Raw genomic sequence first — 25,822 nt, forward strand, 5'->3', positions numbered from 1 at the left:
CTGCCCGCTGACCCGCCGGAGAACCTTGATGCGAATCGTCACCGTCGTCGCGCACCTGGTCACCGCCACAGCCGTCGTCGCGGCTGTCGGCGCCACGCCCGGAAGACCCCCGGACGTCCTCTACGCCGCCCCTTCCGGGCACGGCTCCGCCTGCGGCTCGTCCTCCCCGTGCGACCTGGCCACGGCCCGCGACCGCGTCCGCGGGCTCGTCCCGCGGGCCGCCGGGGACGTCGTGGTCGAACTGCGCGGCGGCACCTACTCGCTCACGACGCCGTTGCGCCTCGGCGTGCAGGACTCCGGCCGGCCGGGGCACCGCGTCGTCTACCGCGCGGCCGCCGGTCAGACGCCGGTCTTCAGCGGCGCGATGAAGATCGGCGGCTTCCGGAAGACGGACGCCGCCAAGAACATCTACCGCGCGCCGGTGCCGAAGGGGACGGCGAGCCGGGAGCTGTTCGTGAACGGCGTCCGTGCGGCGCGGGCCCGCACCGCACCGGACCCGGGCGGGTTTTCCGTGTCCGCCACCGGTTTCACCACCGCCGACGCGTCCTACACCGGCTGGACGAACGCCGCCCGGGTCGAGGTGGTCGCCAACAACGGCTGGAAGCAGCTGCGCTGCCCGCTGGCCTCGATCACCCCCGGCGCGTCGGGCGGCTCGGCGCTGACCGTCGACCCCGGGTGCTGGACCAACAACCACACCTCGGTCCCCAACCCGAGCTTCCCCTTCAACGGCGCCGGCCTGCCGAGCCTCGACCGCGTGACCTGGCTCGAAAACGCTTACCAGCTGCTCGGCACGCCCGGCCAGTTCTACCTCGACGGCGACGCCGGCTTCCTCTACTACGTGCCCAGGCCCGGTGAGGACCTCGCGAAGGCCGATGTCGAGCTGCCCGTCGCGCCGGAACTGCTCGACCTGGCCGGCACCCCCGGGCACCTGGCGCCGCTCAACGACACCGACTGGCGCGCGACCTACACCGGCAGCTGGAACTACTCGAACGGCCGGCACCTCGGCGACCTCGGCGCCGACGTCCACTACACCCAGACCGACGGTGACGCGTTCGGCTACTCCTTCACCGGGACCGGCATCCAGGTCCTGACCGAGACGAACTCGGACGAAGGCGACATCGATGTCTACGTCGACGGCGTCAAGAAGCAGACGGTCTCGGCCAAGAGCACCGAACGGCTCGCGCAGCAGGCCGTCGTCTCGGTCACCGGGCTCGCCAAGGGCGAGCACACTGTCCGCGTCGTCAAGGCCGGCGGCGACTACCTGCTGATCGACGCCTTCACGGTCATCCCCGACGTCGTCGCGCTGGTGCACGACATCGCCTTCGAGGGCATCACCTTCGCCTACACGACCTGGAACGCCCCGACCACCGCGGGCTACATCGACAACCAGGCCGGCATCCTCTGGGATCCGACAACGCGGACGCCGACCCGGATCCCGGCCGCCGTGCAGGTGCACCGCGGCGCGCGGATCGCCTTCACCGGCGTCACCGTGCAGCACACCGGGACCAGCGGCATCGACCTCGCCGACCAGACCCAGGACTCGACGGTGTCCGGCGGCTCGATCACCGACCTCGGCGGCAGCGGCGTCGCGGTGGGGGAGGTCGACGACTACTACCAGACCCAGCCCGCGCTGATGACCAGCGGCAACACCGTCGCCGGCAACGTCGTCCAGCGGCCGGGGCAGGAGTACCAGGACGCGGTCGGCGTCTGGGTGGGGCACAGCCGCGGGACCACGTTGTCCCACAACGACATCGGCTACACGCCGTACTCGGGCGTGTCGATCGGCTGGGGCTGGGGCTGGGCGTCGAGCTGCGCGCTGCAGGCCAAGCAGGGCCTGCCCGACCAGTGCCTGCACGGCACGACCTACACCGGCGGCAACCACGTCGTCGGCAACCACGTGCACAGCGTGATGGGCGTGCTGTTCGACGGTGGCCCGGTCTACACCCTCGGCGGGCAGGCGTCGGGCTCCGAGTTCGTCGGCAACGTGCTGGGGGAGTGCGTCAACGGCTGCAACATGATCTACCACGACGAGGGCAGCTCGCTGTGGAACACCCACGACAACGTGGTGGAGTTCAGCAACGGCTCGCTGTGGCTGAACCTGTGGACGCCGACCATCCACGACGACTCCATCCACGGCAACTTCACCGACACCGACCGCTACAACAACAGCGGCACGGACATCGACCTGACGCCGTCCACTGTGGTCACCGACGGCCGCTGGCCGCCCGCGGCGCAGGCGATCATCGACGCGGCCGGGCCGCGGCTCCCGCCCGCCAAGGTGCTCGACGACGACGATCTGCGGATCTCCTACACCGGGAGCTGGGCCTCGAGCGGCTCGCGCACGTACGGCGACCTCGAAAACGGGGTGCACTACACCCAGCAGGACGGCGGTTCCGCGTCGATCACCTTCACCGGGACCGGGATCGACTTCCTCACCGAGACGAATTCCGACGAAGGTGACATCGCCGTCACCCTCGACGGGGTTGCGAAGGGAACCGTCAGCGCGAACACCGCCCAGCGGCAAACCCGGTTCCCCGTTTATTCGGTGACCGGGCTCGCCGCCGGGCGGCACACGCTGACCGTTTCCAAGAAGAGCGGGACCTATTTCCTGGTGGACGGCTTCCGCGTTTCTTGAGGGTCGAGCGGTTTAAGAGTTGATCAGCCGCAGGTCGACCGCGTCGGCCATGGCCTGCATGCCGGCTTCGTTCGGGTGGAGGTGATCACCCGAGTCGAAGCCGGCTCGCAGGGCCGCGGGATCGGAGGGGTCGTGCAGCGCCTGGTCGAAGTCGACGACGCCGTCGAACTGCCCGCCGGTGCGGATCCAGGCGTTCGCCGCCTGGCGGATCGCCTCGGCGGGTTCGCTGTAGTAGCCGGCGCCCTTGTCCGGCAGCATCGTCCCGCCGAGGATCCGCACCCCGGCCGCGTGCGCCTGGCGGATCAGCTCGCGGTAGCCGTCGATCAGGTGCTGCGCGGTGAGCGGGACGCCGCCGGGGCCGGCGTTGTTCCCGATGTCGTTGATGCCCTCCATGAGGATCACGGTCCGGACGCCGGGCTGCGCCAGCGCGTCGTGGCCGAACCGCTTGAGGGCGCTGACGCCCTGCCAGATGTTCGGCACGTCGGTCAGCACCCGGTTGCCGCCGAGCCCGGCGTCGACCACCGCGGTCGGGTGCGGCCCGGCGAGCCGGCGGGCGAGGTCGTCCGGCCAGCGGTGGTAGACGCTCGCCGGGGTGTTGTAGCCGTCGGTGATGGAGTCGCCGAAGGCCACCACGGTGCCGCGCGCCGCGGGGGCGACGACGTCCAAACCGGACAGGTAGTACCAGGAAGTCGTTGCGGTGACGTAGTTCCCGTCGTCGGTGTCGGCCGTGTGGTCGCCCGGCTTCGAGAGGTAGGAGACGTCGAACGCGTCGGAGTGCCAGGTCGCCGAACTGGTCGCCTGGGGCAGGTACAGGCTCACGAGCAGGTTCTGCTCCGCGCGCACCGGCAGCGGCACGGGGTCGCTGACGACCTCCTGGCCCGCCGGGATCGTGAGCGTCTTCGCGTGCGAGAACGTCACGGTGCGCCGGGAGCCGTCGGCGGCGGTCGCCCGGTCGGCCTGCAGGGCGACGCTCACCGCGCCGACGGCGAGCGGGGTGGTGCCGCGCAGGTTCGACAGGTGCAGGCGTAGCGCGGTACCGCCGACGCTCGGGTGGACGACCATCCGCAGCGTCCGGTCGGTGAAGTTCGGGCCGCCGATCGTCATGCTCGGCGACCACGCCGAAATCGGGCCGGAATCGATTTCCGCGAAGGCTGTGTTCGTGCTGCTCGAAATCAGGAAAATGGTGGTGAAAACGGCAAGAAGTATCCGTTTAGTCATTTTCGGAAATCACCTCTTCGGTGGGGGAGGACCAGTATTGCCACGCAATGCCGGAAATAGCCAGAGAAACACCCGGTCACAAGAGGGTAACAACTCTGCATCTCACTCTTTCGAGTGGACTGTTGCTTACGAAGGGTCGTTCGGCCTGAAGCTGGTAACTCCGATGGCGGATTACGCGACTGTCGGGACGTCTCTCATTCGTGGTCGGTCACGGTCCGTGGCTGATCTTGGACGAAAGGTCGGTCGCCGTGGGTGTTCATGGTCCGCTGTCCCTGGTCGCCAAGGCGCAGGTCGCCGGCCGGTGGCGGCCCCGGCCCGCCGCGCGCAACCGGTGGCTGCTGTTCACCCTGGTCACGGTCGCGGTGGTACCGGCCGACGACGGCGGGGACGTGTGGGCGATGGCCGCGGTGTTCGCCGTGTCGGCGCTCGCGGCGCTGGCCTATCGGGCGCTGGTGCGCGCGGCCGCGAAGGTCGACGCCGCACTGGACGACGAACTCGACCACCGCTGATCCGGGCCGCGCGCCTCACGTGCTCAGCCGAGCCCTGGGTCCACTCTTGAGCGCCTGCATGTGCCGGACCCGGTCGAGTACCGCTTCAGCCGCACTGGACGACGAACTCGACCACCGCTGATCCGGGCCGCGCGTGCTCAATCGAGCCCCGTCCACTCTTGAGCGCCGCCCGCATGGGCAGGACCTGTCGAAAACCGCTTCACTCGCGGGGCCTGGCCGGATCGGGGAGGCCGTAGCGGGCGTTGAGCACCTGCATCGCCGCGCCGGCGGCCACGACGTCCGTGCCCAGTGCGGTCAGGGAGACCTCCACCGTCAGCCAGTCGGCGCCCGGCAGCTGGGTGCGCACCGCGTGGTCGACGGCTTCCCGGTACAGCTCGCCGTGGGGGAGCAGGTCCGCGCCGCCGAGGACGATGTGGCCCAGGTCGAGGGTCTGCAGGAGGTTGACCACGCCGGTCGCGAGCACGGCGGCCGCCGCGGCGGGATCGGGTGCCTGCTCGTGGACAGCTTCCAGGCAGCCATGCCGGCCGCAGGCGCAGCGCGGCCCGTCGAGCTGGACGACGGCGTGCCCGAACTCGCTGGCGTTGGTGTGCGATCCGCGGTGGGCGGCACCGCCCAGCCACAGCCCGGCGCCGACCCCGGCGTCGACCACGACCAGTGCCGCGTCGCGGAACGCCGTGCCGCGGCGCCAGGCTTCGGCCGTGACGCCGGCGGTGACGTCCTTGTCCACGAGCACGGGCAGGCCCAGGCGGTTCTCGGCGAGCTCGGCCAGCGGGACGTCGCGCCAGTGCCGCAGCCGGTGGGCGCCGCGCACGGTGCCGGTCGACTGGTCGAGCGGCCCGATCATGCCGATGCCGACGCCGGCGAGCTCCGGGGTGCTGAGGCGGTGCTCGGCGATCATCGCCGTGACGCCGGCCGCCAGCTCGTCCAGCAGCTGCTCCGGCGTGAAGTCGCCCGGCAGGGGCGTCGTGATCGACGCGCGGACGGTGCCGGCCAGGTCGGCGAGGACCAGGCGCAGTTCCCGGCGGGTCACGTGCGCGCCGATCGCCCAGCGGCTGCCGGGGACGAGCCGGTAGACCGCGGCCGGTTTGCCGCGCGCCGGGCGTCGCACGCCGGCCGGTTCGAGCAGGCCGTCGTCGACCAGGCGGGCGAGCACTTTCGACACGGCCTGCGGGGTCAGCCCGGTGACCTCGGCGACGGTGCCGCGTTCGAGCGTGGGCACGGTCCGGGCCAGCGCGATCACCAGCGCTTCGTGGTATTCCCGCAGGTAGGCCAGGTGCACCGAGCCACCTTACCGCCGGGTTCTGGTATTAATGCAACAGCGTTGCTAAAGTCGCCGGAATGGACGATCTCACCCGGCGACGCCGATGGGCGGCCCTGCTCGCCCTGGCCCTCGGCTCGGTCGCGATCGGCCTGACCGAGTTCGTGCCGGCCGGGCTGCTGCCCGAAATCGCGCACAGCGTGCTCGGGAACGCCGAACCGGATTCGGTCGCGCGGGCGGGGTGGATGATCACCGCGTACGCGCTGGGCGTGGTCGTGGGCGCGCCCGTGCTCGCCACGATCACCGCGCGGATGCGGCGCAAACGGCTGGTGCTCGGGCTGCTGGTGCTGTTCGTGCTCGGCACCGTCGCCTCCGCGGTGGCGTCGACGTTCGGCCTCGTGCTGGTGGCCCGGTTCGCCGCGGGCCTGCCGCACGGCGCGTACTTCGGGGCCGCGGGCCTGCTGGCGGCGACGCTGATGGGGCCGGGCAGCGAGGGACGCGGGTTCGCCGTGGTGCTGAGCGGGCTGACCGTCGCGAACGTGGCCGGCGTCCCGGTGATCACCCGGCTCGGGCAGGCGGCCGGCTGGCGGACGGCGTACCTGATCATCGCCGGGGTCTTTTTCCTCGCCCTGCTGGCGGTGGCGGCCACGGTGCCGGACGCGCCGGCCGCGGGCGGGTCACCGGCCGACGAGCTGCGCGCGCTGCGCCGGCCGCAGGTGTGGCTGGTCGCGGTGACGGCGTCGATCGGGATCGCCGGGTTCTTCGCCGTCGACAGCTACCTCGCGCCGATCACCACGTCGGTCACGGGACTGTCGCCGGGCGCGGTCCCGTGGGCACTGGTCGCCGTCGGGCTCGGCATGACGGCGGGGAACATCCTGGGCGGCTGGCAGGCGGACCGGAACCTGCAGCGGGCCATGGTGGTGGGGTTCGCCGCGGTGATCGCCGCGAACGTCTACTTCGGACTGACGGTGGGCTCGGCGTTCGGCCTGTTCACCGGCGCGTTCCTGATCGGCGGGACGATCCTGTTCCTGGGCCCGGTGTTGCAGGCCCGGCTGATCGCGGTGGCCCCGGGCGCCCAGCTGATGGGAGCGGCTTTGAACCAGTCGGCATTCAACACGGCCAACAGCCTCGGCGCGGCACTGGGCAGTGTGGTGATCGCGGCAGGCTTGGGCTACCGCGCGACGGCCTGGGCGGGCGTGGTGGTGAGCGCGATCGGACTGGCGCTGGCGGTGGCCGGCTTCGCGTTGGCCCGCCGCCGCGCGGTGGGGACGCCGGAGCTTGTGCCCTGAGTGGCCGGCGCCGCCGCCGTGACACGCCGGGTCAGCGGGGCCGCCGCCGCGGTCCGGGCACCGGCTGCGGGAGCTCATGCCCTGAGTGGCCGGCGCCGCGGTCCGGGCACCGGCGGTGGAACTCGTGCCCTGAGTGGCCGGCGCCGTCGCCGTGACTCGGCGGGTCAGCTGGCCCGCCGCCGCGCGGTCGGGATCCCGGCGGCGGAGCTCGCGCCCTGAGCGGCCGGCGCCGCCCGTGGCGAACTCAGCGGGCGAGCGGGGTCGCCGCCGCGCCGTTGGGACACCGGCGGCCCTGAGTGGCTGGCGCGCGTCCCTGTGACTCGGCGGGTCAGCTGGGACGTCGCCGCGCGGGAGACCGGCGGCGGAGCTCGTCCTCTGACTGGCCCGCCCCTGACTGACTCCGCGGCTCAGCGGGGCCCGTCGCGCAGCACGCCGCGCACCTGGTCGACCGACAGGGCCTCCGGGTCGAAGCCGGTCAGCAGCCAGGTCGCGCCCGCCCGCTCGTACGGCGAGCTGTCCACGCCCGGCCCGACCTCCGCCACATAGTCGAACGGCCCCGTCCCCGTGCGTAGCGCCTCGACCTGGGCCACCGCTTCGGCGAAACGGTCGGCCGAGTCGAGGTTCACCGGGAAATAACCGTCGAGGCGCGCGGCTCGGCGCATCGGGCGGGGCTTGCCCGGGAAACCCGCCGCCCAGACCGGGATGCGCCCTGCCGGCGTCGGCAGGAACCGGATGCCGTCCACCGTGTAGTGCTCGCCGCGGTGGTGCACGACCTCGCCGGACCACGCGGCGGCGAGGACGTCCAGTGCCTCGTCGAGCATGCCGGCGCGCACCCGGTCGTCGCACTCCTCGCCCGTGCGGGAGAACTCCTCGCCGAACCGGTCGCTGCCGAGGCCGACGCCGAGCGTGAGCCGGCCGCCGCCGAGGCGGTCGAGGGTCGCCGTCTCGCGGGCGAGCTTGGCCGGACGGCGGCGGGTGATCGCGCTGACCATCGGCCCGAAGCGGACCGTCGACGTCGCGGTGGCGACCGCGGCCAGGGTGATCCACGGGTCGGCCGCGGCGGTCACCGGCTCTCGCCAGCGGAGGTGGTCCCAGACGAAGACGCCGTCCCAGCCCGCTTCTTCGGCCTCGGCGGCGAGCCGGGCGACGAGCGCCGGGTCGGCCAGGTCGTCGAAGAGCGGGAGCCAAAGCGCGTGCTGTGCGGTCATGCCCGGAACGCTACCCAGGCGGGGTCCGTTACGACATCCGGTGGTAATTCGCGCACCGAAAGACAGAAAACGCGGTTCCTCGGTCCTCGGTTCGATACGCGTGGTGCCGGAACACGCGATTCCCGTCGCTCTGGAGCGTGACGCCTTTCCGGATTTTCCCACCCTTCGGCGTATTCCCGCGATCGTCTGCGTAGCCCGGAATCGGCCCCGCTAGCCCGTTGAGGCCCGGACACAGGGCGGTCCGGGTGACGATCTCCCCATCCGCTAACGAATTCACGCGCATTTCGTCTCTCTCAGGCAACCCACAGGAATCCGGCCTTTCGCCGGGGCTCGAAAGGGACGTCCATGTTTCGAAGATCAGTCTTCGTCGCGCTGACGGCGGCCGGTGCCGTGCTGGCCTCCACCGTCGTCGCGGCCGCGGCACCGCCGGGGGTCGACCCGGCCACCGTCGACCTCACGCTCGCCGCCGGGCAGAGCACCACCGTCACCAAGCACGTCACCACCTCGGCCGTACCGCCGAACCCCGACCTCGTCCTGCTCGCCGACACCACCGGCAGCATGGGCGGCGCCATCGCCGATGTCCGGGCCAACGCCAGCGCGATCACCGGCGACGTGCTGGCCGCGCAGCCCACCGCCCAGTTCGGCGTCGCCGAGTACAAGGACTTCTCCGACTCCGTGCCGTTCAAGGTCAACCAGGGCATCACCACGGACACGGGCGCGGTTCAGACCGGCATCAACCAGTGGCAGGCGGGCGGTGGCGGCGACGGGCCCGAAGCCGACCTCAACGCCCTCTACGAGCTGGCCACCGGCGCCGTCTCGTTCCGCCCGGACGGGACCCGCATCATCGCGTGGTTCGGCGACGCGCCGTCGCACGACCCCAGCGGCGGGCACACCCTGGCCGACACGATCGCCGCGCTGAAGGCGGCGAACATCCGCGTCGTCGCGGTCAACGTCGGCGCGCTCGACGCCTCCGGCCAGGCGAGTGCCATCGCCTCGGCCACCGGCGGCGTGCTGCTCAACAACGTGCCCTCCAACCAGGTCTCCCAGGCCATCCTGGCCGGCATCAAGTCCATCGAGGTGACGGTCGCGCCCCACGTCACCACCTGCGACCCGCAGCTGACGCTCACCAACGCGCCGGCGAGCGTCAAGGTGAGCAGCGGTGACGTCGCGACGTTCACCGAGACGATCGCCGCGGCGGCCAGTGCCGCGCCGGGCACCTACCACTGCACGGTCGACTACCTGGTCGACGGCGTCTCGCGCGGCTTCGTCGAGACGACGACCGTGCGCGTCCTCGGCCTGAGCATCAACGACGTCACGGTGGACGAAGGCTCCGGCGGCGCGCCGGTGCCGGCCACCTTCACGGTGTCCCTGCTCGGCGGGACCAGCCCGAACCCGGTGAGCGTCCACTACGCCACCGCGAACGGCACCGCCACCGCGCCGGCCGACTACGCCGCGGGCAGCGGGGACGTCACCTTCGCCCCCGGTGAGACGGCCAAGCCGGTGACGGTCCTGGTCAACCCGGACACCGTCGACGAGCCGGACGAGACGTTCACGGTGAACCTCTCCGCTCCGGTCGGCGCCGGGCTGGTCGATCCGACGGGGGTCGGCACGATCGTCGACGACGACCGTGACGGCGCCTTCTCCTGCACCGGCACCGCCGCGAACGTCATCGGCATCACCGCGGCCGTGGCCAACCCGGCGAACCTGCCCTGCGCCGACGACAGCAAGACCGTCCTCGACGCGACGCTGAACGCCGGCCTGATCAAGGTGCAGACGCACGCGCTGACCTCGTCGACCGACCTGACCCCGGACAACCAGTCCGCGGCGCCGGCGGCCGGTGACCACGCGCAGGCGTCGGCCAAGATCGACAAGACGGTGATCAGCACGATCGGGCTCACGATCGAGCTGGGCGTGATCCAGTCCCAGGCGGCGGCGACCTGCCAGCCGGTCCCGGGCGGGCTCGCCCCGGCCCTGACCGGCAGCTCGAACGTCGCCTCGCTGAAGATCAACGGCGTCTCGGTCACCGTGGGCTCGGCACCGCTGACCATCCCGCTGGTCATCGGCTCGCTGAAGATCAACGGCCAGACGATCTCCAACGGTGTCGTGAAGCAGCAGGCGGTCGCGCTGGACACGGCGCTGGCGAAGATCGTGCTGGCGGAGTCCCAGGCCGACGTGCACGGATCCACCGCGCACCCGGCCGGCAACCCCTGCCGGCGCTGATCCGGTGAACCACCCGGGGCGGGCGGCTCCCCGTCCGCCCCGGGTGGGCCTCAGCGGCAGCGGACGTCGCGGCGGTGGCACTGCCGGCGAGCCGGGGAAGTCACGCGCGCGGCCGCTTTGAGCCAGATGTCCTGCACCACTTCGCGGCCGTGGACCAGGACCGTCGCGGCGGCCGGTGCGTGCTGGAGCGCCGCGGTGATCAGGACGTAGGAACCGGTGCGCGGTGCCTCCAGCGCGAAACCGCCGTCGCGGGCCGACGTCGCCCGAGCGGTCTGCCTGCCGTCGGCGTCGACCAGGGTCAGGGTGGCGCCCGGCAGGGGCGAGCCGGTCGCGCCGTGGACGTGTCCGCGGATCGGCGTGACGCGCGGTGGGGCGGGCTCGGCGAGCAGGCCGGGTTCGGCGCCGGTGGCGATCTCGTGCAGCAGGCGGCGCAGGTGGATCAGCTCGAGCAACGTGGGTTCGTCCGCCTCGGCGCGGTGCCCGGTGAGGGCCGCCTCCGCCAGGCCGAGCGAGGGGAGCACGTCCGTCCCCGGCTCGGCGACGGCGGTCGCGACGGCGGCCAGGGACCGGGCGGGCACGGCGAGGGAGCGATCGGTCGCGCCGCCGCGGCGCGGGCGGGCGACCAGCCGGTGGGTGTGCTGCACCAGCGTGGCGGTCAGCGTCAGCCGGTGGCGCGTGGTGCGGGACCCGCCACCCCACGGCACGGCGGCCACCAGCGGCGCGGCCACCAGCCGCAGCTGGCGCAGGTCGTTGTCCAGCACCCGGATCCGCGCGTCCAGGTCGGGGGCGGTGGCGTGGCCCTCGATCCGGTCCGCCACGGCGTCGAGGAGCTCGGCCAGGGTGCGCGCGAGGGCGCGTTCGGCGGTGCGGACGGTGTCGCGGGTGCTCAGCGGCGTCAGCAGCAGGCCGACCCCGACGCCGACGGCCGCGCCGATCGCCGTCTCCTCCAGCCGCAGCACCAGCAGGCCGGGGGAGAACTCGTTGAGGACGCTGTAGAGCTGGCTCACCATGATCGTGATGAAGAAGATCATGTAGGCGTAGGACAGGCGCTGCAGGTAGAAGCCGCAGAACATGCTGCCGACGATCACCGCGAGCACCGCCGCGGTGTTCCCGGCGGTCAGGTGGGCGAGCGCGATGCCCGCGCCGAGGCCGACCAGCGTGCCCAGCACGCGGTTGGCCGACTTGAGGACCACCTCCGACCGGGTCGCGGTGCCGGTGAACGCGACGAACGCGGCGATCACCGCCCAGTAGTAGCGCTGTTCGGAGAGCAGCCGGCCGAGCACGATCGCCAGGCCGCCCGCCACGGCGACCTGCACGGCCTGCCGGGTGGTGAAGTCGAGGCGCCGCAACGGGTTCCACGCGCGGCCGCGGGGTTCGACGTCGCCGGCCGCGGCGGCCGAACCCGGCAGCGCGCCCATCGCGATCGTCACCGCGGGTTCGAAGTCGGTGGTGACGGCGAGGCCGTCGCGGTCCGCGCGGCGGACGACGCCGAGGTAGTCGGTGACGGCCGCGGCCACCAGCCGGGCGGGGGAGGTGCCGGCGCGCGCCAGGAGGGCCTCGGCGGCGGGCCCGGCGGCGGCGTAGTCGTTGCGGGCGAACAGGTCGAGCACTCGCACCGCGCGGGCGACGAGGTCCCGGTCCGGCTCGGCGGCGAGCTGCGCGCAGGCGGTGACGAGCAGGTCGATCGCGAGCTGCGCGTCGATGGTGGTGCGCCGGATCGCCGCCGCCGGGACGGCGTCCGGCAGCACGGGCACCTCGGCCGACCACGCCTCGATCATCAGCGCGGACTCGGCGAGCCGGGCCTGCGCCGCGTGGACCCGCCGCGGGGACTGGCCGTCTTCCAGCAGGGTGGCGCAGCGCCGGACGACCGTGCGGGCCCGGGCGCCGAACGCGCGGCGCGTGCGGGCGAGCGTGCGACGCGGGTTGCCGCGCAGCACCGTCAGCGACAGCAGTAACACCCAGCCGCTCGCGATGACGACGGCGACGAGCATGGCGGGCAGGCCGGCCAGGGTGGCGTGCAGGAACGCGGCGAAGAAGTAGCCCATCCAGACCATGAAGCCGTAGAAGAAGAACGGGATGCCGAACCGCCGGACGAACACGGCGGCGAACATCACGACGACGAACACCGCGAGCATCAGGTCGGTGTGCGGCGCGACCAGCACGCCGACCACCATCCCGAGGCCCATCGCCACCGGGAACAGCGCGGCGGTGCGCACCTTCCGCCAGACCCCGGTGCCGCTCAGGGCCATCGAGCCCATCATCGCGGTGATGGCGCCGAGCAGGACGGCGACCAGGGTGGCCTGCGGCCCGGCTCCGGTCAGCGTCGCGTAGCCGTACTCGACGGCGAGGCCGGTCGTCATGGCGACGGCGGCCGAGGCCGCGCTCCACAGCCGGGTCAGGCCCGGATCGGAGCCGATCGCCTTGTCCCTGATCCGGTGGATCGTCACCGTCGCGCGTCCCATTCGAGTGACTTCCCCCGCCTTCCGCCGAAGATGTCGGTATCATGCCGACGTTTATCGGTATGATACCGACATCAGCTGCGGCGGGGCAATCGGCCGGACGGTAGGTTCACGACATGGACGCGCTCGACCTCATCGAGGCCCACACCGCGGTCATGGTGCGCAACTTCGAGCTGCTCAGCCGCCGCACCGACGTCTACGACGAGGTCGACCGCGCGGGCTACCTCCTCCTGCGCACGCTGGAGATGACCGGCCCGGCGGACATCACCACGCTGGCGGCGACGCTGGGCCTGGACCCGTCCACGGCGGGCCGGCAGGTGTCGGCGATGACGGCCGCCGGCCTGGTCGAGCGGACCCCGGCCCCGGAGGACCGCCGCCGGAGCATCGTCGCGGCGACCGACGAGGGCCGCCGGCGCGCCCACCGGGTGCACGAGCGCCGCCGGGACAACCTGGCCGCGATGTTCGCCGGCGTCCCGGAGGACGAGCTGCGGGTGATCGGGGAGTCGTTCGCCCGCTACAACCGGGCGGTCGCGCGCGAGTACGACGTGAGTCTGCTACCCGAGTGACGGGCGCACCCAGCGCAACGCGGCGTCGAGGCAGTCTTCGGGGCTGGTGTTGAACGCGATCGCCGCGGCGGGCGCGTGCTGCCGGACCAGGTTGAGCACGCGCTCGAAGAGTTCCAGCAACGGCTCGTGCGTCCGGATGCCGCCCCCGATGACCACGCAGGCGTAGGTGTCCCCGGTCAAGGCCTCGGCGATGGTGCGTTCCGGGTGCTCGTCGGGGGAGACCAGGCAGTAGTCGGCGGCGATGGCGTGCTCGTCGAACCGCGCCCGGCCGCGGGCGATCGCGGCCTGGACCGGCGCGGGGTCCCAGCCATCCAGCTTGGCGGGGTCGAGACCGATGACGAGCACTCGTGTCATCGACGGGACGATACGCGGCTGCGACCATGGGGTGGTGCCCGTTCCGCCGCTGGCGGGGGAGGACCACGCCTGCGCCGCGTGCGGGCTCTCCTACCCCACGCTCACGATCGAAACCGCCCGCGCGCTCATCGGGTCGCTGCCCGGCGCGGTGGACGCCGTGCTCGCGCAAGCGCGGCCGCGGGACCTCCGGCACCGCCCGCGGCCGGACCACTGGTCGGCGCAGGAGTACCTCTTCCACCTGCGCGACGTCTGCGTCACGTACACGATCCGGGTGCACCGCGCCCGCACCGAGGACCGGCCCGTCCTCGAGCCGATGCTCAACGACCTGCGAGCCCGCCGTTTCCACTACAACGACCGCACCCTCGACGGACTCCGCGACGAGCTGACGGCGTGCGCGGAGGGGCTAGGCGCGGAGATCGCCCGGCTGACCCCGGCCGACCACGAACGCCCGGTGACCCGCCTCCCGGGCGAACACCGCACGGCCCGCTGGCTGGTCCGCCAGGCGGCCCACGAGGTGACCCACCACCTCGGCGACATCCGGCAGTGCCTGGCCGAGGCCGCTCGTTAGCCGGCCAGGGTGTGCAGCTGGTCGATGCTCTTTCCCTTGGCCACCAGCGGAATCGCCCGGGCGATCCCGCGGACGGTGACCTTGGCCTGGAACCGCAGCCGCGCGGTGAGCGGCCGCCCGGACGGCGCCGTCACGAGGAGCCGCAGGTGCCGGTCGACGTGCGGGAATCGGCCGCCGGAAGAGAGAAAATCCCAGTAGCCGCGCGTGAACCCGGGACCGGACGACACGATCTGGGGCAGGTAGACCGTGCTCTTGCGGGAGACTTCCGGCTTGAGCTCCGCACTGAGCGCTTTGGCGAAGATTTCGAACTTCAGCCCGACGCCGACCGAAGTGGTCAGCTCGACCGGGTGGTCGTCGGTGACCTCGCGCGGTGCCATGTCGGTGATCCGGGCCCCTTCGGTCGGCGAAAGATCGACCAGCAGCCGCGACCACTGGATGCTGCACTGCGGGTGCGCGTGGACGACGCAGGCGAGCGGCACGTCGTAGGCGGCGACATCGTCCTGGCCGCTCGGCACCGCGGTGACCGTGCCGCGGGCCAGTGCGATCCGGTTCTTCCGGAGCAGCACCCTGACATCCCGGTCGCCGATGATCTCGGGAGCGGCTTCACCGCGTTCGGCGACCAGTTCGTCCTCGTCGACGTCCAGTTCGGTCTCCACCAAGGATTCCACGGCACTCACTCCCAGTCGCCGACGACGATGAACGGCGCCCAATGGTAGAGCGCGGACCGGCCGGGCTCGGCCATGGTCGCCAGCATGGCGTGCCGCAGCGCGTCCGCCGGTGACCCGCCGCCGGCGAGCTCGCGGTAGAAGTGCTCCATCAGCGCGGTCGTCGAATCGTCCGCCACTCGCCACAGGCCGGCGACCACCGTCGCCGCGCCCGCGTAGAGGAAGGCGCGGGTGAGGCCGATCAGTTCCTCACCCGGGTGGCGGCGGCTGACGCCGGTTTCGCACCCGCTGAGCGTGACCACCCGCGCGCGCAGCCCGGACAGGTCCTGGATGTCGCGCGCCGGCAGGAGCCCACCCGCCAGGTGCAGCGCGGATTCGCCGGCGTCGGCGTCGTCGAACGAGGCGTGCCCGGCGTAGTGCACGATCCGGGCACCCGCGACCCGCCGGGCGAACGCGCCGGCCGTCGCGTCGGCGCCCAGGACCGCTTCGGTGCCGAACAGCGCCGCGACCGCGACGGCTTCGGCCCGAGCGAACCCCAGGTCGGAGCCGGGGTCGCCGAAGACCGCCGCCGGGCCGTCGGCGTACGCGCGCGACTGCCTCGAACTGACGAGCACGGACGCGCTGGGCGCATAGCCGACCGGGTTCCGGGCGATCACGTAGTCGCCGTCGCAGCGCAACGCGTGCAGCGGCAGGTAGTTGAGCACGCCGTGCGGCACGAAGACGATCAGGTCGCCGGGCCGGGACCAGTCCGCGACCGGGGCGACGAGGGCGTCGAACCCGTGCCACAGCTCGTCCAGACCGGACGTGGTCATCGCCCGGACGCGCCCGGCCGTCCCGAAGTTCGCTTCGGCGAAGCGGCGCAGCTCCACGACGTCGACCGGCAGGGTGCGCGCCTCGATCTCGCGGTCGCCCCGCAGGCCGAAGGCCACCAGCTCGTCGTCGCGGATCGTGTACTCGATCAGCACCACCGGCCGGCCCGCCTCGGCCAGCGCCGCGCGGATCCGTTCGTGGTCCAGGGGTTCCGCCCACTCGCCCGGCTCGGCCCCCGCGCTCGTCACGGTGCGGTCGAGCAGCGCGCGGGCCCTCGCCCGCTCGACGTAGTCGTACGCTTCACCGGTTCGCCCGAGCCGCAGGTGGATCGACACCAGCCGCTCGTAGCTCTCCAGCCGCCGTTCCCCGGCCACGTAACCGACCCGCATGTCGTGCGTGGCGATCCGGTTCCGGGTGGACTCGACGATCGTCATGACCCCGCGGTAGGCGTCGATGGCCGCGTCGTCGTCCCCGGCCTGTTCGCGGATCCGGCCCAGCACCAGCAGGCTCGACCGGCGGGCCATCTCGTTGCCCGCCCGCTCCGCGCCCCGGACGGCCGCGGCCGCCAGTTCGCCCGCCTCGTCGAGGTTTCCCTTGGCCGCGAGGACGTCGCCGAGCCCGGTGCGCAGCATGATGGCCAGTCCCGGGTCCGGTCGGGGACCGAGCTGTGCGAGCAGTTCGCGGTACAGCGGCTCGGCTTCGTCGTAATGGCCCTGCACACGCGCGAGATTCGCCAGGTTGGCGAGCACCGGCTCGGTCATCCCGGCCATGGAGAGCGACGAGAGGTCGGCCAGCGCGTCGCGCATGACCTCCTCGGCGGCCGCGTACTGGCCCTGCCGCGTCAGCACCGCCGACAACCGGATGGCCGCGACACCGCGGCGTTCCGCCGAGAAAGCCTTGCCGGGGAAGGTCTTCGCGACGTCGATCATCCGCCGGAAGATCCGCGCGGCCTGGTCCTCGTCGTGAAGGTAGGCACCGGCGAGGTCGGCCTTGGTCAGCATCAGCTGGTGAAAGCTCTTCGTGAGGCTTTGGGAATGTCCCGCGTACGCCGGCCATTCGTCTTCGGTGACGCCGTACTCCTCCAGCGCCCGGTCGATGCGCAGGGTCGCCGAGGAGATGTCACCCGTTTCGACGTCCATCTCCACTTCTTCGACGATGAACTCGGCCAGATAACCGCGGACCTCCAGGGCGATGGCGGCGGCGGTCCGGCCGCCGAACCTCGCCAGGTACTCGGGGAACGCCGTCTCCACCACGGTCCTGGCTTCCTCGATCGTGCGCCGGGCCGTCGCGTGCTGCCAGTCCGTGTGCGCGAACACCACCAGGTTGCGGAGGCCGACGACCAGCGCGTCGACGTCCCGGCCCTTCCGCCGCAGCCGGACCGCCCGCCGCTGGTACCGGACCGCGCGACCGTTCCGCTCGGTCGACCACATGGCGGTTGCGACCAGCTCGGCGACCTTCGCGCGTGTCGCGCGGTCGGACACCAAAGCGGCCGGAACCGTCAGGAGAGCCCAGGCCATCCCCGAGCGGTTCCGGCCGGCCCCGAGTGCGGCTCGCGCCCGATCGTCCACGGCTTCGAGCAGGTAGTTCCCCGCGAGCCAAAGCAGTCCCGCCGCGGCGGTCGGCGTCGCCACGGCGGTGTAGGTGAGCGGGTCGGCGGCCGCGTAGGCGCTGACGAGCACCAGGGCCACCGGGACTTCGACCAGCCCGCGGAGACCGGCCAGCACGGCCGCGACCGCGATCACGAGGAGCACCCAGCCACCCGCGTGCACTCCCCGCACGAGGAGCCCGGCGAACGGCCAGAGCACCGCCGTGGTCACGAGCGCGGTCGGATACGGCGACCAGCGTCGGATCGGCCGGTAGACCAGCCGGAGAAGCGCGAGCCCGGCCAAGGCGGCGAAGGCCGCGAAGAACGGCAAGATCATCCACAGCCGCCACTCGGCGCGATCGGCGAGCGGGCTCCCCAGCGCGTCGGGCAAGGGCAGGAGGTAGAGCGCGTAGCCCACCGCTCGCAGCACGATCACCGGATGGCCTCCTAGACCCAGTCGCCGACGAGCACGAACGGCGCCCAGTGGTGCAGCGACCGCCAGCGGTCCTCCTGAGCACGGACTTCGAGCACGGCCCGGCGCAACGCTTCGGCCTTGGTGGTTTCGGGGAGCAGCTTGTAGAACGTCGTCATGATCCGGGCCGACGACTCGTCCGGGACCCGCCACAGGCTCGCCAGGACGGTCGGCGCGCCCGCGTACAGGAACCCGCGGATGAGGCCCTGGATGTCGTCGCCGGGGTGGTGCCGGCTGACACCGGTCTCGCAGCCGCTCAACGTCGCCAGCCGCAACCCGGGTGCCGGCGTCGCCGCGATGTCGCGGGCCGTGAGGACGCCGTCGGCGAGGTGCAGCCCCGAGGACATCGGTTCACCGGAGTCGAAGGCCGCGTGCCCGGCGTAGTGGAAGATGCCACGCTCGGCGACGGCCGCCACGACGGCGTCACACGTGACCTCCGGGCCCAGCCGGGGCACGGCGGCCAGGAGCTCGGCCACGCTCTCGGCTTCGGCCCGGGCGTGGGCGAGGTCGCCGGCGGGGTCGCCGAACACCGCGGCGTCGAGAGGGCCGGCGGACCGGTCCTTGGCGCGGCAGGCCGCGAGCAGCGCCGCGCTGGAGGTGTAGCTGACGGGATTGCGTTCGATGAGGTAGCCGTCGCCGGCGTGCAGAGCGTGCAGCGGAAGGTAGTGCAGCAGCCCGTGCGGTGCGAGCACGACCTGGTCGCCCGGATGTGCCCAGTCCACGATCGGGGCGACGAGCGGGTCGTACCCGTGCCACAGCTCTTCCAGTCCACTTCGGACGAGCGCGCGGACCCGGCCCGCTTCGCCGAAGTTCGTGAGCGTGAACCGCCGGAGGGCATCCCGGTCCGCCGGCACCGTCACCGCGCGGGGCGCGGTCCAGCCCGGCCGGATCCCGATCACGACGACGCTCTCCGCCGTCGTGAAGTACTGCACGAGGAGCGAACGTTCGCCGAGCAGCACCTGGGCTTCTTCGTGGGCCTGCGGCTTGCCGCCGCCCGCGCCGACCTGCTCGGCGAGTGCCCGCGCCTTGCCGCGTTCGGCGAAGTCGAAGGCGTCCCCCGGACGGTCCAGGGCGGCGCAGGTCGCCACCATCCGCTCGTAGGCCTCCACGCGGGGCTCCCCACCGAGGAACTGCAGGCGTTCGCTCTCGCCGGGCAGGCTCGCGCGGCTCCGTTCCACGAGGGCGATGACGTCCCGGTAGTGGGCGTAGGCGTTCTCGGGCCGATCGGTTTCGTCGATCTTCCCCGCGACGAGATGGGCCGCTCGCAGGAACGCGTCGGTGTTGGCGCGCTTCGCCGCGGCGAGGCCGGTGGCGGCCGTCGTCCGGGCCGCGTCGACGTCGCCGCGTCCCCACTGGACCAGCGCCAGGCCCAGGTGGGCGTTCACCGCGAAGCTCCCGGGAATCTCTCGGGCCAGCGCGAGCGCCTCGCGGTACCACTTCTCGGCCTCGTCGAGGTCGCCTCGGAGCCGGTTCGCGTTGGCGATCCCGCCGTAGGTCAGCAGCCGCTGACCCGCCTCCGGCGTCACCCAGCCCCCGTCGCCTCCCTCGCCGTAGCGGACGACACCACGCATGCCTGCTTCGAGCAGCCCCTTGAGCACCGTGATGGCCTCGTCGTAGCGGCGTAGCCGGACGAGGTACGTCGCCCGGTTGTAGGTGAACAGGTGCCGCCGGCCGTGGTCGCCCGCGGCGGTCGCCACCGCCACGGCTCGTTCGTCGAGGTCGAGCGCGCGTTCGTCGTCGTGCAGGAGCGTGCCGACGACGAACGCCTGGAAGGCCAGGTAGTCGCTGTGGAGGGAGTGCACGTGGACGCCGAAGCCCGGGGGATCGCCCGCGGTCAGCGGGATACGGGCGAGGAGACCGTGCTCGCCTTCGAAGGCCGCCGTGCCTTCCTCGGCGACGCGGAGGGCACCCTGGACGTCGCCCATGTCGCGCCTGATCCGGCCCTCGACCAGCGCCAGGAACCGGAGTTCGTATTCGGTGCGCCGGGTGAGGAACCCTTCGGCCACGCGGAGCTTGCGCAAGTACGCCCCCGACTCGCGTTCGGTGAGTTCTTCCGCCCGCGTAATGGCGCGGAGCGCCTCCTCGTGCCGTCCCGCGCCGTGCAGGTTCACCGCGACGTCGTGGAGGTCGTCGACCCAGTCGGTGAGCCGGCCCCGTCGCCGGTCGATCGCCGCGGCCCACCGCTTCCAGGGCACGGCCCGGGCCTGCGCTCCGGTCATCCCGTGGACGGTGCCGACGAAGGACACCACGACCGCGCGGTCCTTGCCGCGCTCGAGGAGCGCGATCGGGACCGACAGCAGGACCATGGTCAGCGCCCGCCGGCGCTGCCCGGCCCCGGTGGCCTTCCGCGCGGCGGCGTGCAGACGGGACTGCACCGCCGGGACGACCGTGCCGATGGCGAGCGACGCGGCGCAAGCGGGAACGGCGTACGAGTTCAGCATGGTCGTGCTCGGTACGAGAAACAGCCCGGCGAACGTGGTCGCGATGGTGAACTCGGCCAGCCCGCGCAGCCCGAGCAGCACGCTGACGACGACGGCGACCGGTCCGGCGAACTGCGTCATCGGCTCGCGGGCCGCCCACACCGCGACCGTGAGGGGCACCGCGGTCAGGAACGGCGTGAGCCGCCAGAGGCCGCGTTGCGGAAGCCGAGCCACGGTGGCGGCCCCGCCGGCGTACAGGGCGCCGAGCAGCAGGAGCAGCGCCCACCAGGCCGGGACGCCGGGAACGAGGACGCCGGAGAACCACGGCCCCACCCAGTCGAGGAGGACCCAGAGCACGCCGAAGACCAGGCCGAACCACGCGGTGGCAGGCAGTTTCACCGTCGCCTCGTTCCTCCCCGGCTCGGGGAACGGCTGATCCGCTGCCATGCTGTACCACTCCGCCGATGCCACGCCCGAATCCGGCGGCGATGCCACTCGAATGTCGTCACCCGGGTGCCGGATCGTGATGCACGACCGGGGGCTCGTACTTCCGGGAACGGGCCTTCGAAGCGTTCGACGTCGACGGCCGCGTGCTGGCCCGCGCAGCCCCGTGCGTGCACAGCGGGCCCGACAGGTGGTCGTCGACCGGGTCGAACCACGCGCCCGTGGGGAGCTGGACCACGCCGGGCGGAGCGCGTCCTCAGGTGGCGGGCCGGGGCTCACCGGCTGCCCTGGTCGAGATGCGCATGCCCGCCATCATCCCCGGACCGGCGCCGGCGCGCTTGTCCCGGCCCGCGCCGGACTGTCCACACCGGACTCCAGCTCATGATCCGGACATCGTTGACACCGCACGCACGTGTCCTTACTTTCGGTGCATGGGAACCAGGCGGATCCGTTGTCGCTGAGCGGATCCGGGCGATCCGGAGGCCGGCTGGTCGTGCTCGGCGGACTGCCGGGCACGGGCAAGTCCACCGTGGCCCGGCCGCTGGCTCGCGCGCTCGGCGCGGCCTACCTGCGGATCGACACGATCGAGCAGGCGCTGGCCGACTCCGGCGAGCTCACCGCCCGGCCGCGGGCCGCCGGCTATGTCGCCGGCTATGCCCTGGCCCGCGACCAGCTCGCCAACGGCGTCGACGTCGTCGCGGAGTGCGTCAACCCGCTGACGCTCACCAGGGACGCGTGGCGCGCGGTCGACCCTCGGGTGCTGGAGGTCGAGCTCGTGTGTTCCGATCCGCGCGAGCACCGGGCCCGCGTCGAGGGGCGGGTCAGCGACATCGCCGGTCTCGCGCTGCCGACCTGGCCGGACGTCGTCGCGCGGGACTACGAGCCGTGGGACCGTGAGCACCTGGTGGTCGACACCGCCGTGGTGAGCGCGGCCGAGTGCGTCCGGCTGGTTCTCCGGCACCTCACCCGGGTTTGACGGCGTGCACCGCGTCGGCGACCGCGCGCAGCGTGGCGATGGGGTCGTCGCCGAGGGGGTAGACGCCGACCTGGTCCGCGCCCGCGGTGCGGTGGGCCAGCAGCCGCGTCGCGACCGTGGCCGGGTCGCCGTGGGCGACCAGCGCGTCGATGAGGCGGTCGCTGCCGGTGCCGGCCAGGTCGTCCTCGGTGAAGCCCAGCCGCCTGAGATTGCTGGCGTAGTTGGCGACGCCCAGCGCGGTTCCGGGCGGGGCGGACCGGGCGATCGCGCGTGCTCGGGCCGTGTCGGGCTCGACCAGGGCGAAGTGGCCCGGCAGCACCAGCTTGCCCGCGCCGAGGACCGACCGCGCCAGGCGGGTGTGGTCCGGCGTGACCAGGCACGGGACCGTCCCGGCGGTGCGGTCGCGGGCCAGGCGCAGCATCCGCGGCCCGAGCGCGGCCACCACCGTCCGGTCGGCGGGCACCCCGCCGCGCGCGAGACGGTCCAAATAGGACACCAGGGTGTCGTACGGCGACGCGTACTCGGCGTGGACTTCGCGGTGCCCGATCCCGACGCCCAGCAGGAACCGGCCGGGGTGCCTCGCGACGATCCGGTGGTAGGACGCGGCGACCGTGTCCGCGTCGGCGGTCCACGCGTTCACCACGCTCGTGCCGACGACCAGCCGCGTGGTGGCGTCGAGCAGCTCTTCGGCGAAGGCGAGGTCGGCGGGCGGCGAGGCGTCCAGCCAGAGGGTGCTGTAACCGGCCCGTTCGACTTCGGCGGCGCTTTCCGGGGTCACTTCGTGCTCGCGCAGGTGGGCGCCGAGCGGACCTGGATCAATGCTCATGCCGCGACTTCAGCACGACGGCCCGGCGCGAACCAGGGCCGGTGCCGACGCGCAGCGATAACCTGACGGCATCGTCCCAGCCCAGGGGAGAACCAGTGGAACTACGGGCCTTGCGGTACTTCGTCACGGTCGCCGACGAGCTGCACTTCGGCCGCGCGGCGGAGCGGCTGCACATCGCGCAGCCCGCGGTCAGCAGGCAGATCGCGCAGTTGGAGCGTGAGCTGGGGGAGCGGCTGTTCGACCGGTCGCCACGCCGGGTCCGGCTGACGGCGGCCGGGCACCGGGTGCTCGCCGCCGCCCGCGACGCGCTCGCGGCCGCCGACCGGGTCCGGAGCGCGGCGGCCGGCCCGGCGGGGGTGATGCGCATCGGCACGGCCTCCGGGGTCACCGCCCGGCTGGAACGCGGGATCGACGCGCTGCGGACGCGATCGCCGGCTTTCGACGTCGTGCTCGTCGACCTGCCGCCGTCCGAGCGCCTGAACGCCCTGCGCCAGGGGGAGATCGACGTGGCACTGGCCCGCGGCGTCGGCGCGGCGCCGGGGGTGCGGGTGCTGCCCGCCTGGACGGAGCCGCTGTTCGCGGTCGTGTCCGCGCGCCATCCCGCCGCCGGTCGCGAGACCGTGAGCGCGGCCGAGCTGGCCGAAGGGGGACTGCGCGTCCACGACCCGTCGGTGCTGCGCGAAGCGGGTGTCGCGGTGCGGCCCGGGCGTCCGGCGGGGACGGTCCAGGACACGATCGTCGAGGTGGGCTCGGATCCGGCCGCCTGGACGGTGCTGCCGGTCGGCCAGGTGACGGAGATCAGGTCGACGCGGGTACGCGCGATCCCCCTCGCCCCGCGGACGACGACCACGGGCAGCGTGGTCGTGCCGGACGACCTGCCGCACACGTGCGCTGCGGCTCACCGGGCGGCGTTCGGTGACTGATGCCGGTCGCTCTGGGGACGACGACCTGCCGCACACGTGCGCTGCGGCTCGTCGGGGCGGCGTTCGGTGACTGACGCCGGCCCGCGGCTGGTCGCTCCCACCGCGCGGCTGCACATCGCCTGGCTCGACGCGCACGCGGAGTGGGGCCCGGGCTCGCACGAGGACGGCTTCGGCCTGCTACCTTCCGACGAAGTCCTTTCGCCGGAAGGGTTTTCGGCCTGGATCGCCCGGCTCGGCACGGACCCGAACTGCACGTACCGCTGGATCGTCGACGACGGCGAAGTGCTCGGCGGAATCGCCTTGCGGCACGCCACTCACGAGTCGGTCCGGCGGGCCGGGCACCTCGGCTACGGCATCCGCCCCACCGCGCGCGGCCGTGGCCTGGCCGGGTGGGCGCTGGGCCGGATGCTGGCCGAAGCCCGCGGCCTCGGCATGGACCACGTGGTGCTGGTCTGCGAGGCCGGCAACGTGGCTTCGGCGAAGACGATCGAAGGCCACGGCGGAGTGCGCGAAGAAACCGGCGCCACGTGGCGCTACCGAATCCCGCTGCGCTGAGCCCGGCGCGCCGCTACCAGGGCAGCTCCCCGGTTTCGTCCTGGAAGGTCCCCGTCGGACCGTCCGCGGGGAGGGTGGCCAGGCGCACGACCGTCCGGGCGCTCTCCTCCGGCGACCGCCCGATCCCGAAGGCGGCGGTCATGTCCGTGGCGGTCGTACCCGGCTCGACCGCGTTGAACTTGATGCCCGGCTGGGACTTCGCGTACTGGACCGTCAGCATGGTGGCCGCCGACTTGGAGGCGGAGTACAGCGCCAGCGGCAGCCCGAACTCCGGCCGGTCGGGGTTGGTGACCGCCCAGAACGAGCCGGCGCTGCTCGACACCGTGACCACCGTGGGGTTCGACGACTTGCGCAGCAAGGGGAGCGCCGCTTCGGTGACGCGCACGATGCCCACAGCGTTGGTGTCGAAGACCCTTAGCGCGGTGGGGCCGTCGAGGGCTTCGCTGCCCAGGACGCCCGCGTTGTGCACCAGGACGTCGAGCCGGCCCTCGGCCGAGTCGATCGCGGCCAGTGCGCCGCTCACCGAGGCGTTGTCGGTGACGTCGAGCTGGACGAACCTCGCGCCGAGGTCCGCCGCGGCCTTCTCGCCGCGCTCGGTGTCGCGGGCTCCGATGTAGACGGTGTGTCCCAGTGCCAGGAGGTGTTTCGCCGTCTCGAAACCGATGCCCTTGTTGGCTCCGGTGATCAGGGTGACAGTCATGCGCGTCCCTTTCGGTCGGTCAGCTGCCGGCGGAGCTCGCCGGCGTCGTGCAGGGCGGTCATGTGGACGAACCGGCCGTCGCGGACCCGGTAGATGGCGTACTCGGCGATCTCGAACGAGGCGCCGCTCGGCGCCACGCCGAGCCACTCCTTCGCCGGCGTGCCCGTGTTGACCAGGCGCGCGGCCAGGCGGTCGCCGTCGAAGAGGAGATCCTCGAGCCGCCAGTGGAGGTCGGGGACCGCGTCGACGTCGGCCCGCTGGACGGCGATGAGGTCGTCCCGGGTGGCCGGCTCGCCGTTGAGCGTGGTCCGGTCGGCGATGAACTCGTCCATCCGGTCGAACCGGTGGGCGTTGAGCTCCTCGAGGTAGCGCAGGTAGAACGCGCGCAGAGCCACGGCGACCCCTGTTCTCGTCGGTTACTTCCGCATCGATCGATGCAGAACTCGACTGTAGCAGATTACGCATCGATCGATGCGGAAGTCCGGGAGGGCTAGAGGACCGGCCAGCCGCGCAGGGCGGCGTCGGCCATCTCCTGCAGCTCGCCGCGGTCGACGCCGCTCGCCGCCTGCACCGCGATGCCGTACGCCAGCGCCGTGAGGTAGCGGGCGAGCAGGGCCGGGTCGGCTTCCGGGGGCAGGTCGCCGTCGTCGATGGCTCGGTCGAACCGGTCGCGGAGGGTCGCGTAGCCGTCGTCGCGCCAGCCGATGAGCAGTTCGCGGGCGCCGCGGCCGGTGTCGCCGGTGGCCAGCGCGCCCTGGACGCCCAGGCACCCGTTCGGGCCGGACGGGCGGGTGGTCGTGTCGATCGTGCCCGCGATGATCGCGGTGGCGACGTCGAACGCGGTCGGCTTCTCCAGCGCGCGCACGACGTAGGCGCTCGGGCCTTCGGTATAGCGCTCCAGGGCCTTGCGGAACAGCTCTTCCTTGTTGCCGAAGGTCGCGTACATGCTCGTGGTGGAGATGCCCATCGCCTCGGTCAGCGTGGCCAGGCTGGCCCCCTCGTAGCCCTGCTCCCAGAACACCAGCAGGGCGCGTTCGAGGGCCGCGTCGGGGTCGAACCCCCGCGGCCGGCCGGTCGGGCGTCGCTTGTCCGTCTCCACGGCCGCAGTCTACGCGCTTCCGCATCGATCGATGCGGAAGAAGGCGGGGTGGTCCCGGGGACC

Annotated in this window: 21 protein-coding genes; 9 read left to right on the forward strand and 12 right to left on the reverse strand. The window is 72.7% G+C overall.

Annotation, left to right across the window (positions count from 1 at the left end):
* Positions 1-28: 28 nt before the first annotated feature.
* Positions 29-2,635: a hypothetical protein gene (locus tag ACZ7OU_RS24750; protein ID WP_470256882.1), complete on the forward strand. Its 2,607-nt coding sequence runs from the start codon at positions 29-31 to the stop codon at positions 2,633-2,635.
* Between the two features lie 12 nt (positions 2,636-2,647).
* On the opposite strand, the gene ACZ7OU_RS24755 is transcribed toward ACZ7OU_RS24750, so the two are convergent.
* Positions 2,648-3,739, reverse strand: coding sequence for an SGNH/GDSL hydrolase family protein (locus ACZ7OU_RS24755; protein WP_470256883.1), 1,092 nt, complete (start codon positions 3,737-3,739; stop codon positions 2,648-2,650).
* 362 nt (positions 3,740-4,101) lie between these two features.
* On the opposite strand from ACZ7OU_RS24755, the gene ACZ7OU_RS24760 reads away from it, so the two are divergent.
* Positions 4,102-4,362 carry a hypothetical protein gene (locus ACZ7OU_RS24760; RefSeq protein WP_470256884.1) on the forward strand — a complete coding sequence of 87 codons (261 nt, stop codon included), beginning with the start codon at positions 4,102-4,104 and terminating at the stop codon, positions 4,360-4,362.
* Between the two features lie 199 nt (positions 4,363-4,561).
* Here the strand turns inward: ACZ7OU_RS24760 and ACZ7OU_RS24765 are convergent, their stop codons facing one another.
* Positions 4,562-5,641: an ROK family protein gene (locus ACZ7OU_RS24765; protein ID WP_470256885.1), complete on the reverse strand. Its 1,080-nt coding sequence runs from the start codon at positions 5,639-5,641 to the stop codon at positions 4,562-4,564.
* Positions 5,642-5,700: 59 nt separating this feature from the next.
* Between ACZ7OU_RS24765 and ACZ7OU_RS24770 the strand changes: the two genes are divergently transcribed.
* Entirely contained in the window at positions 5,701-6,909 is a 1,209-nt protein-coding gene (locus ACZ7OU_RS24770; protein ID WP_470256886.1) for an MFS transporter, read from the forward strand.
* A gap of 407 nt (positions 6,910-7,316) precedes the next feature.
* On the opposite strand, the gene ACZ7OU_RS24775 is transcribed toward ACZ7OU_RS24770, so the two are convergent.
* A complete protein-coding gene (locus ACZ7OU_RS24775) occupies positions 7,317-8,117 on the reverse strand; it encodes an LLM class flavin-dependent oxidoreductase (protein ID WP_470256887.1) in 801 nt (266 codons plus the stop codon).
* A gap of 345 nt (positions 8,118-8,462) precedes the next feature.
* On the opposite strand from ACZ7OU_RS24775, the gene ACZ7OU_RS24780 reads away from it, so the two are divergent.
* Entirely contained in the window at positions 8,463-10,337 is a 1,875-nt protein-coding gene (locus ACZ7OU_RS24780) for a Calx-beta domain-containing protein (RefSeq protein WP_470256888.1), read from the forward strand.
* Between the two features lie 50 nt (positions 10,338-10,387).
* Here ACZ7OU_RS24780 and ACZ7OU_RS24785 read toward each other — a convergent pair whose 3' ends face one another.
* Positions 10,388-12,799: an FUSC family protein gene (locus ACZ7OU_RS24785; protein ID WP_470256889.1), complete on the reverse strand. Its 2,412-nt coding sequence runs from the start codon at positions 12,797-12,799 to the stop codon at positions 10,388-10,390.
* 113 nt (positions 12,800-12,912) lie between these two features.
* On the opposite strand from ACZ7OU_RS24785, the gene ACZ7OU_RS24790 reads away from it, so the two are divergent.
* A complete protein-coding gene (locus ACZ7OU_RS24790) occupies positions 12,913-13,362 on the forward strand; it encodes a MarR family winged helix-turn-helix transcriptional regulator (protein WP_470256890.1) in 450 nt (149 codons plus the stop codon).
* Here the strand turns inward: ACZ7OU_RS24790 and ACZ7OU_RS24795 are convergent.
* Positions 13,351-13,716 (reverse strand): hypothetical protein, encoded by a 366-nt coding sequence (locus tag ACZ7OU_RS24795; protein ID WP_470256891.1) that lies wholly within the window; start codon positions 13,714-13,716, stop codon positions 13,351-13,353. The genes ACZ7OU_RS24790 and ACZ7OU_RS24795 overlap by 12 nt on opposite strands.
* Before the next feature lie 34 nt (positions 13,717-13,750).
* Between ACZ7OU_RS24795 and ACZ7OU_RS24800 the strand changes: the two genes are divergently transcribed.
* Complete coding sequence (locus ACZ7OU_RS24800; protein WP_470256892.1) at positions 13,751-14,284, forward strand: DinB family protein; 534 nt, start codon at positions 13,751-13,753, stop codon at positions 14,282-14,284.
* Here ACZ7OU_RS24800 and ACZ7OU_RS24805 read toward each other — a convergent pair.
* Genes ACZ7OU_RS24805 through ACZ7OU_RS24815 form a run of 3 tightly spaced genes read right to left on the reverse strand, consistent with a single transcriptional unit; the run spans position 14,281 to position 20,635 of the window.
* Positions 14,281-14,952 carry a hypothetical protein gene (locus ACZ7OU_RS24805; RefSeq protein WP_470256893.1) on the reverse strand — a complete coding sequence of 224 codons (672 nt, stop codon included), beginning with the start codon at positions 14,950-14,952 and terminating at the stop codon, positions 14,281-14,283. The two genes, ACZ7OU_RS24800 and ACZ7OU_RS24805, sit on opposite strands and share 4 nt — an antisense overlap.
* Before the next feature lie 5 nt (positions 14,953-14,957).
* The gene (locus ACZ7OU_RS24810; protein ID WP_470256894.1) at positions 14,958-17,780 is read right to left on the reverse strand and encodes a CHAT domain-containing protein; all 2,823 of its coding nucleotides are present in this window, start codon (positions 17,778-17,780) and stop codon (positions 14,958-14,960) included.
* Positions 17,781-17,791: 11 nt separating this feature from the next.
* Positions 17,792-20,635, reverse strand: a complete 2,844-nt coding sequence (locus ACZ7OU_RS24815; protein ID WP_470256895.1) for a CHAT domain-containing protein — start codon at positions 20,633-20,635, stop codon at positions 17,792-17,794.
* A 538-nt stretch (positions 20,636-21,173) separates the two neighbouring features.
* Here ACZ7OU_RS24815 and ACZ7OU_RS24820 point away from each other — a divergent pair.
* The gene (locus ACZ7OU_RS24820; protein ID WP_470256896.1) at positions 21,174-21,656 is read left to right on the forward strand and encodes a P-loop nucleotide/nucleoside kinase family protein; all 483 of its coding nucleotides are present in this window, start codon (positions 21,174-21,176) and stop codon (positions 21,654-21,656) included.
* Here ACZ7OU_RS24820 and ACZ7OU_RS24825 read toward each other — a convergent pair.
* Entirely contained in the window at positions 21,643-22,482 is an 840-nt protein-coding gene (locus tag ACZ7OU_RS24825; RefSeq protein WP_470256897.1) for a TIGR03620 family F420-dependent LLM class oxidoreductase, read from the reverse strand. The two genes, ACZ7OU_RS24820 and ACZ7OU_RS24825, sit on opposite strands and share 14 nt — an antisense overlap.
* A gap of 95 nt (positions 22,483-22,577) precedes the next feature.
* On the opposite strand from ACZ7OU_RS24825, the gene ACZ7OU_RS24830 reads away from it, so the two are divergent.
* On the forward strand, positions 22,578-23,405 hold the full coding sequence (locus ACZ7OU_RS24830; protein ID WP_470256898.1) for a LysR family transcriptional regulator: 828 nt from the start codon (positions 22,578-22,580) through the stop codon (positions 23,403-23,405).
* Between the two features lie 66 nt (positions 23,406-23,471).
* A complete protein-coding gene (locus ACZ7OU_RS24835; protein WP_470256899.1) occupies positions 23,472-23,960 on the forward strand; it encodes a GNAT family N-acetyltransferase in 489 nt (162 codons plus the stop codon).
* A gap of 13 nt (positions 23,961-23,973) precedes the next feature.
* Here the strand turns inward: ACZ7OU_RS24835 and ACZ7OU_RS24840 are convergent, their stop codons facing one another.
* From ACZ7OU_RS24840 to ACZ7OU_RS24850, 3 genes are all read right to left on the reverse strand, one after another.
* Positions 23,974-24,660 carry an SDR family NAD(P)-dependent oxidoreductase gene (locus tag ACZ7OU_RS24840; protein ID WP_470256900.1) on the reverse strand — a complete coding sequence of 229 codons (687 nt, stop codon included), beginning with the start codon at positions 24,658-24,660 and terminating at the stop codon, positions 23,974-23,976.
* Positions 24,657-25,055 (reverse strand): ester cyclase, encoded by a 399-nt coding sequence (locus tag ACZ7OU_RS24845; protein ID WP_470237700.1) that lies wholly within the window; start codon positions 25,053-25,055, stop codon positions 24,657-24,659. Before ACZ7OU_RS24845 ends, ACZ7OU_RS24840 begins: the two co-directional genes overlap by 4 nt.
* A gap of 95 nt (positions 25,056-25,150) precedes the next feature.
* The gene (locus ACZ7OU_RS24850) at positions 25,151-25,759 is read right to left on the reverse strand and encodes a TetR/AcrR family transcriptional regulator (protein ID WP_470256901.1); all 609 of its coding nucleotides are present in this window, start codon (positions 25,757-25,759) and stop codon (positions 25,151-25,153) included.
* Positions 25,760-25,822 lie beyond the last annotated feature (63 nt).

It is taken from the genome of Amycolatopsis sp. NPDC114505, from assembly GCF_055633615.1.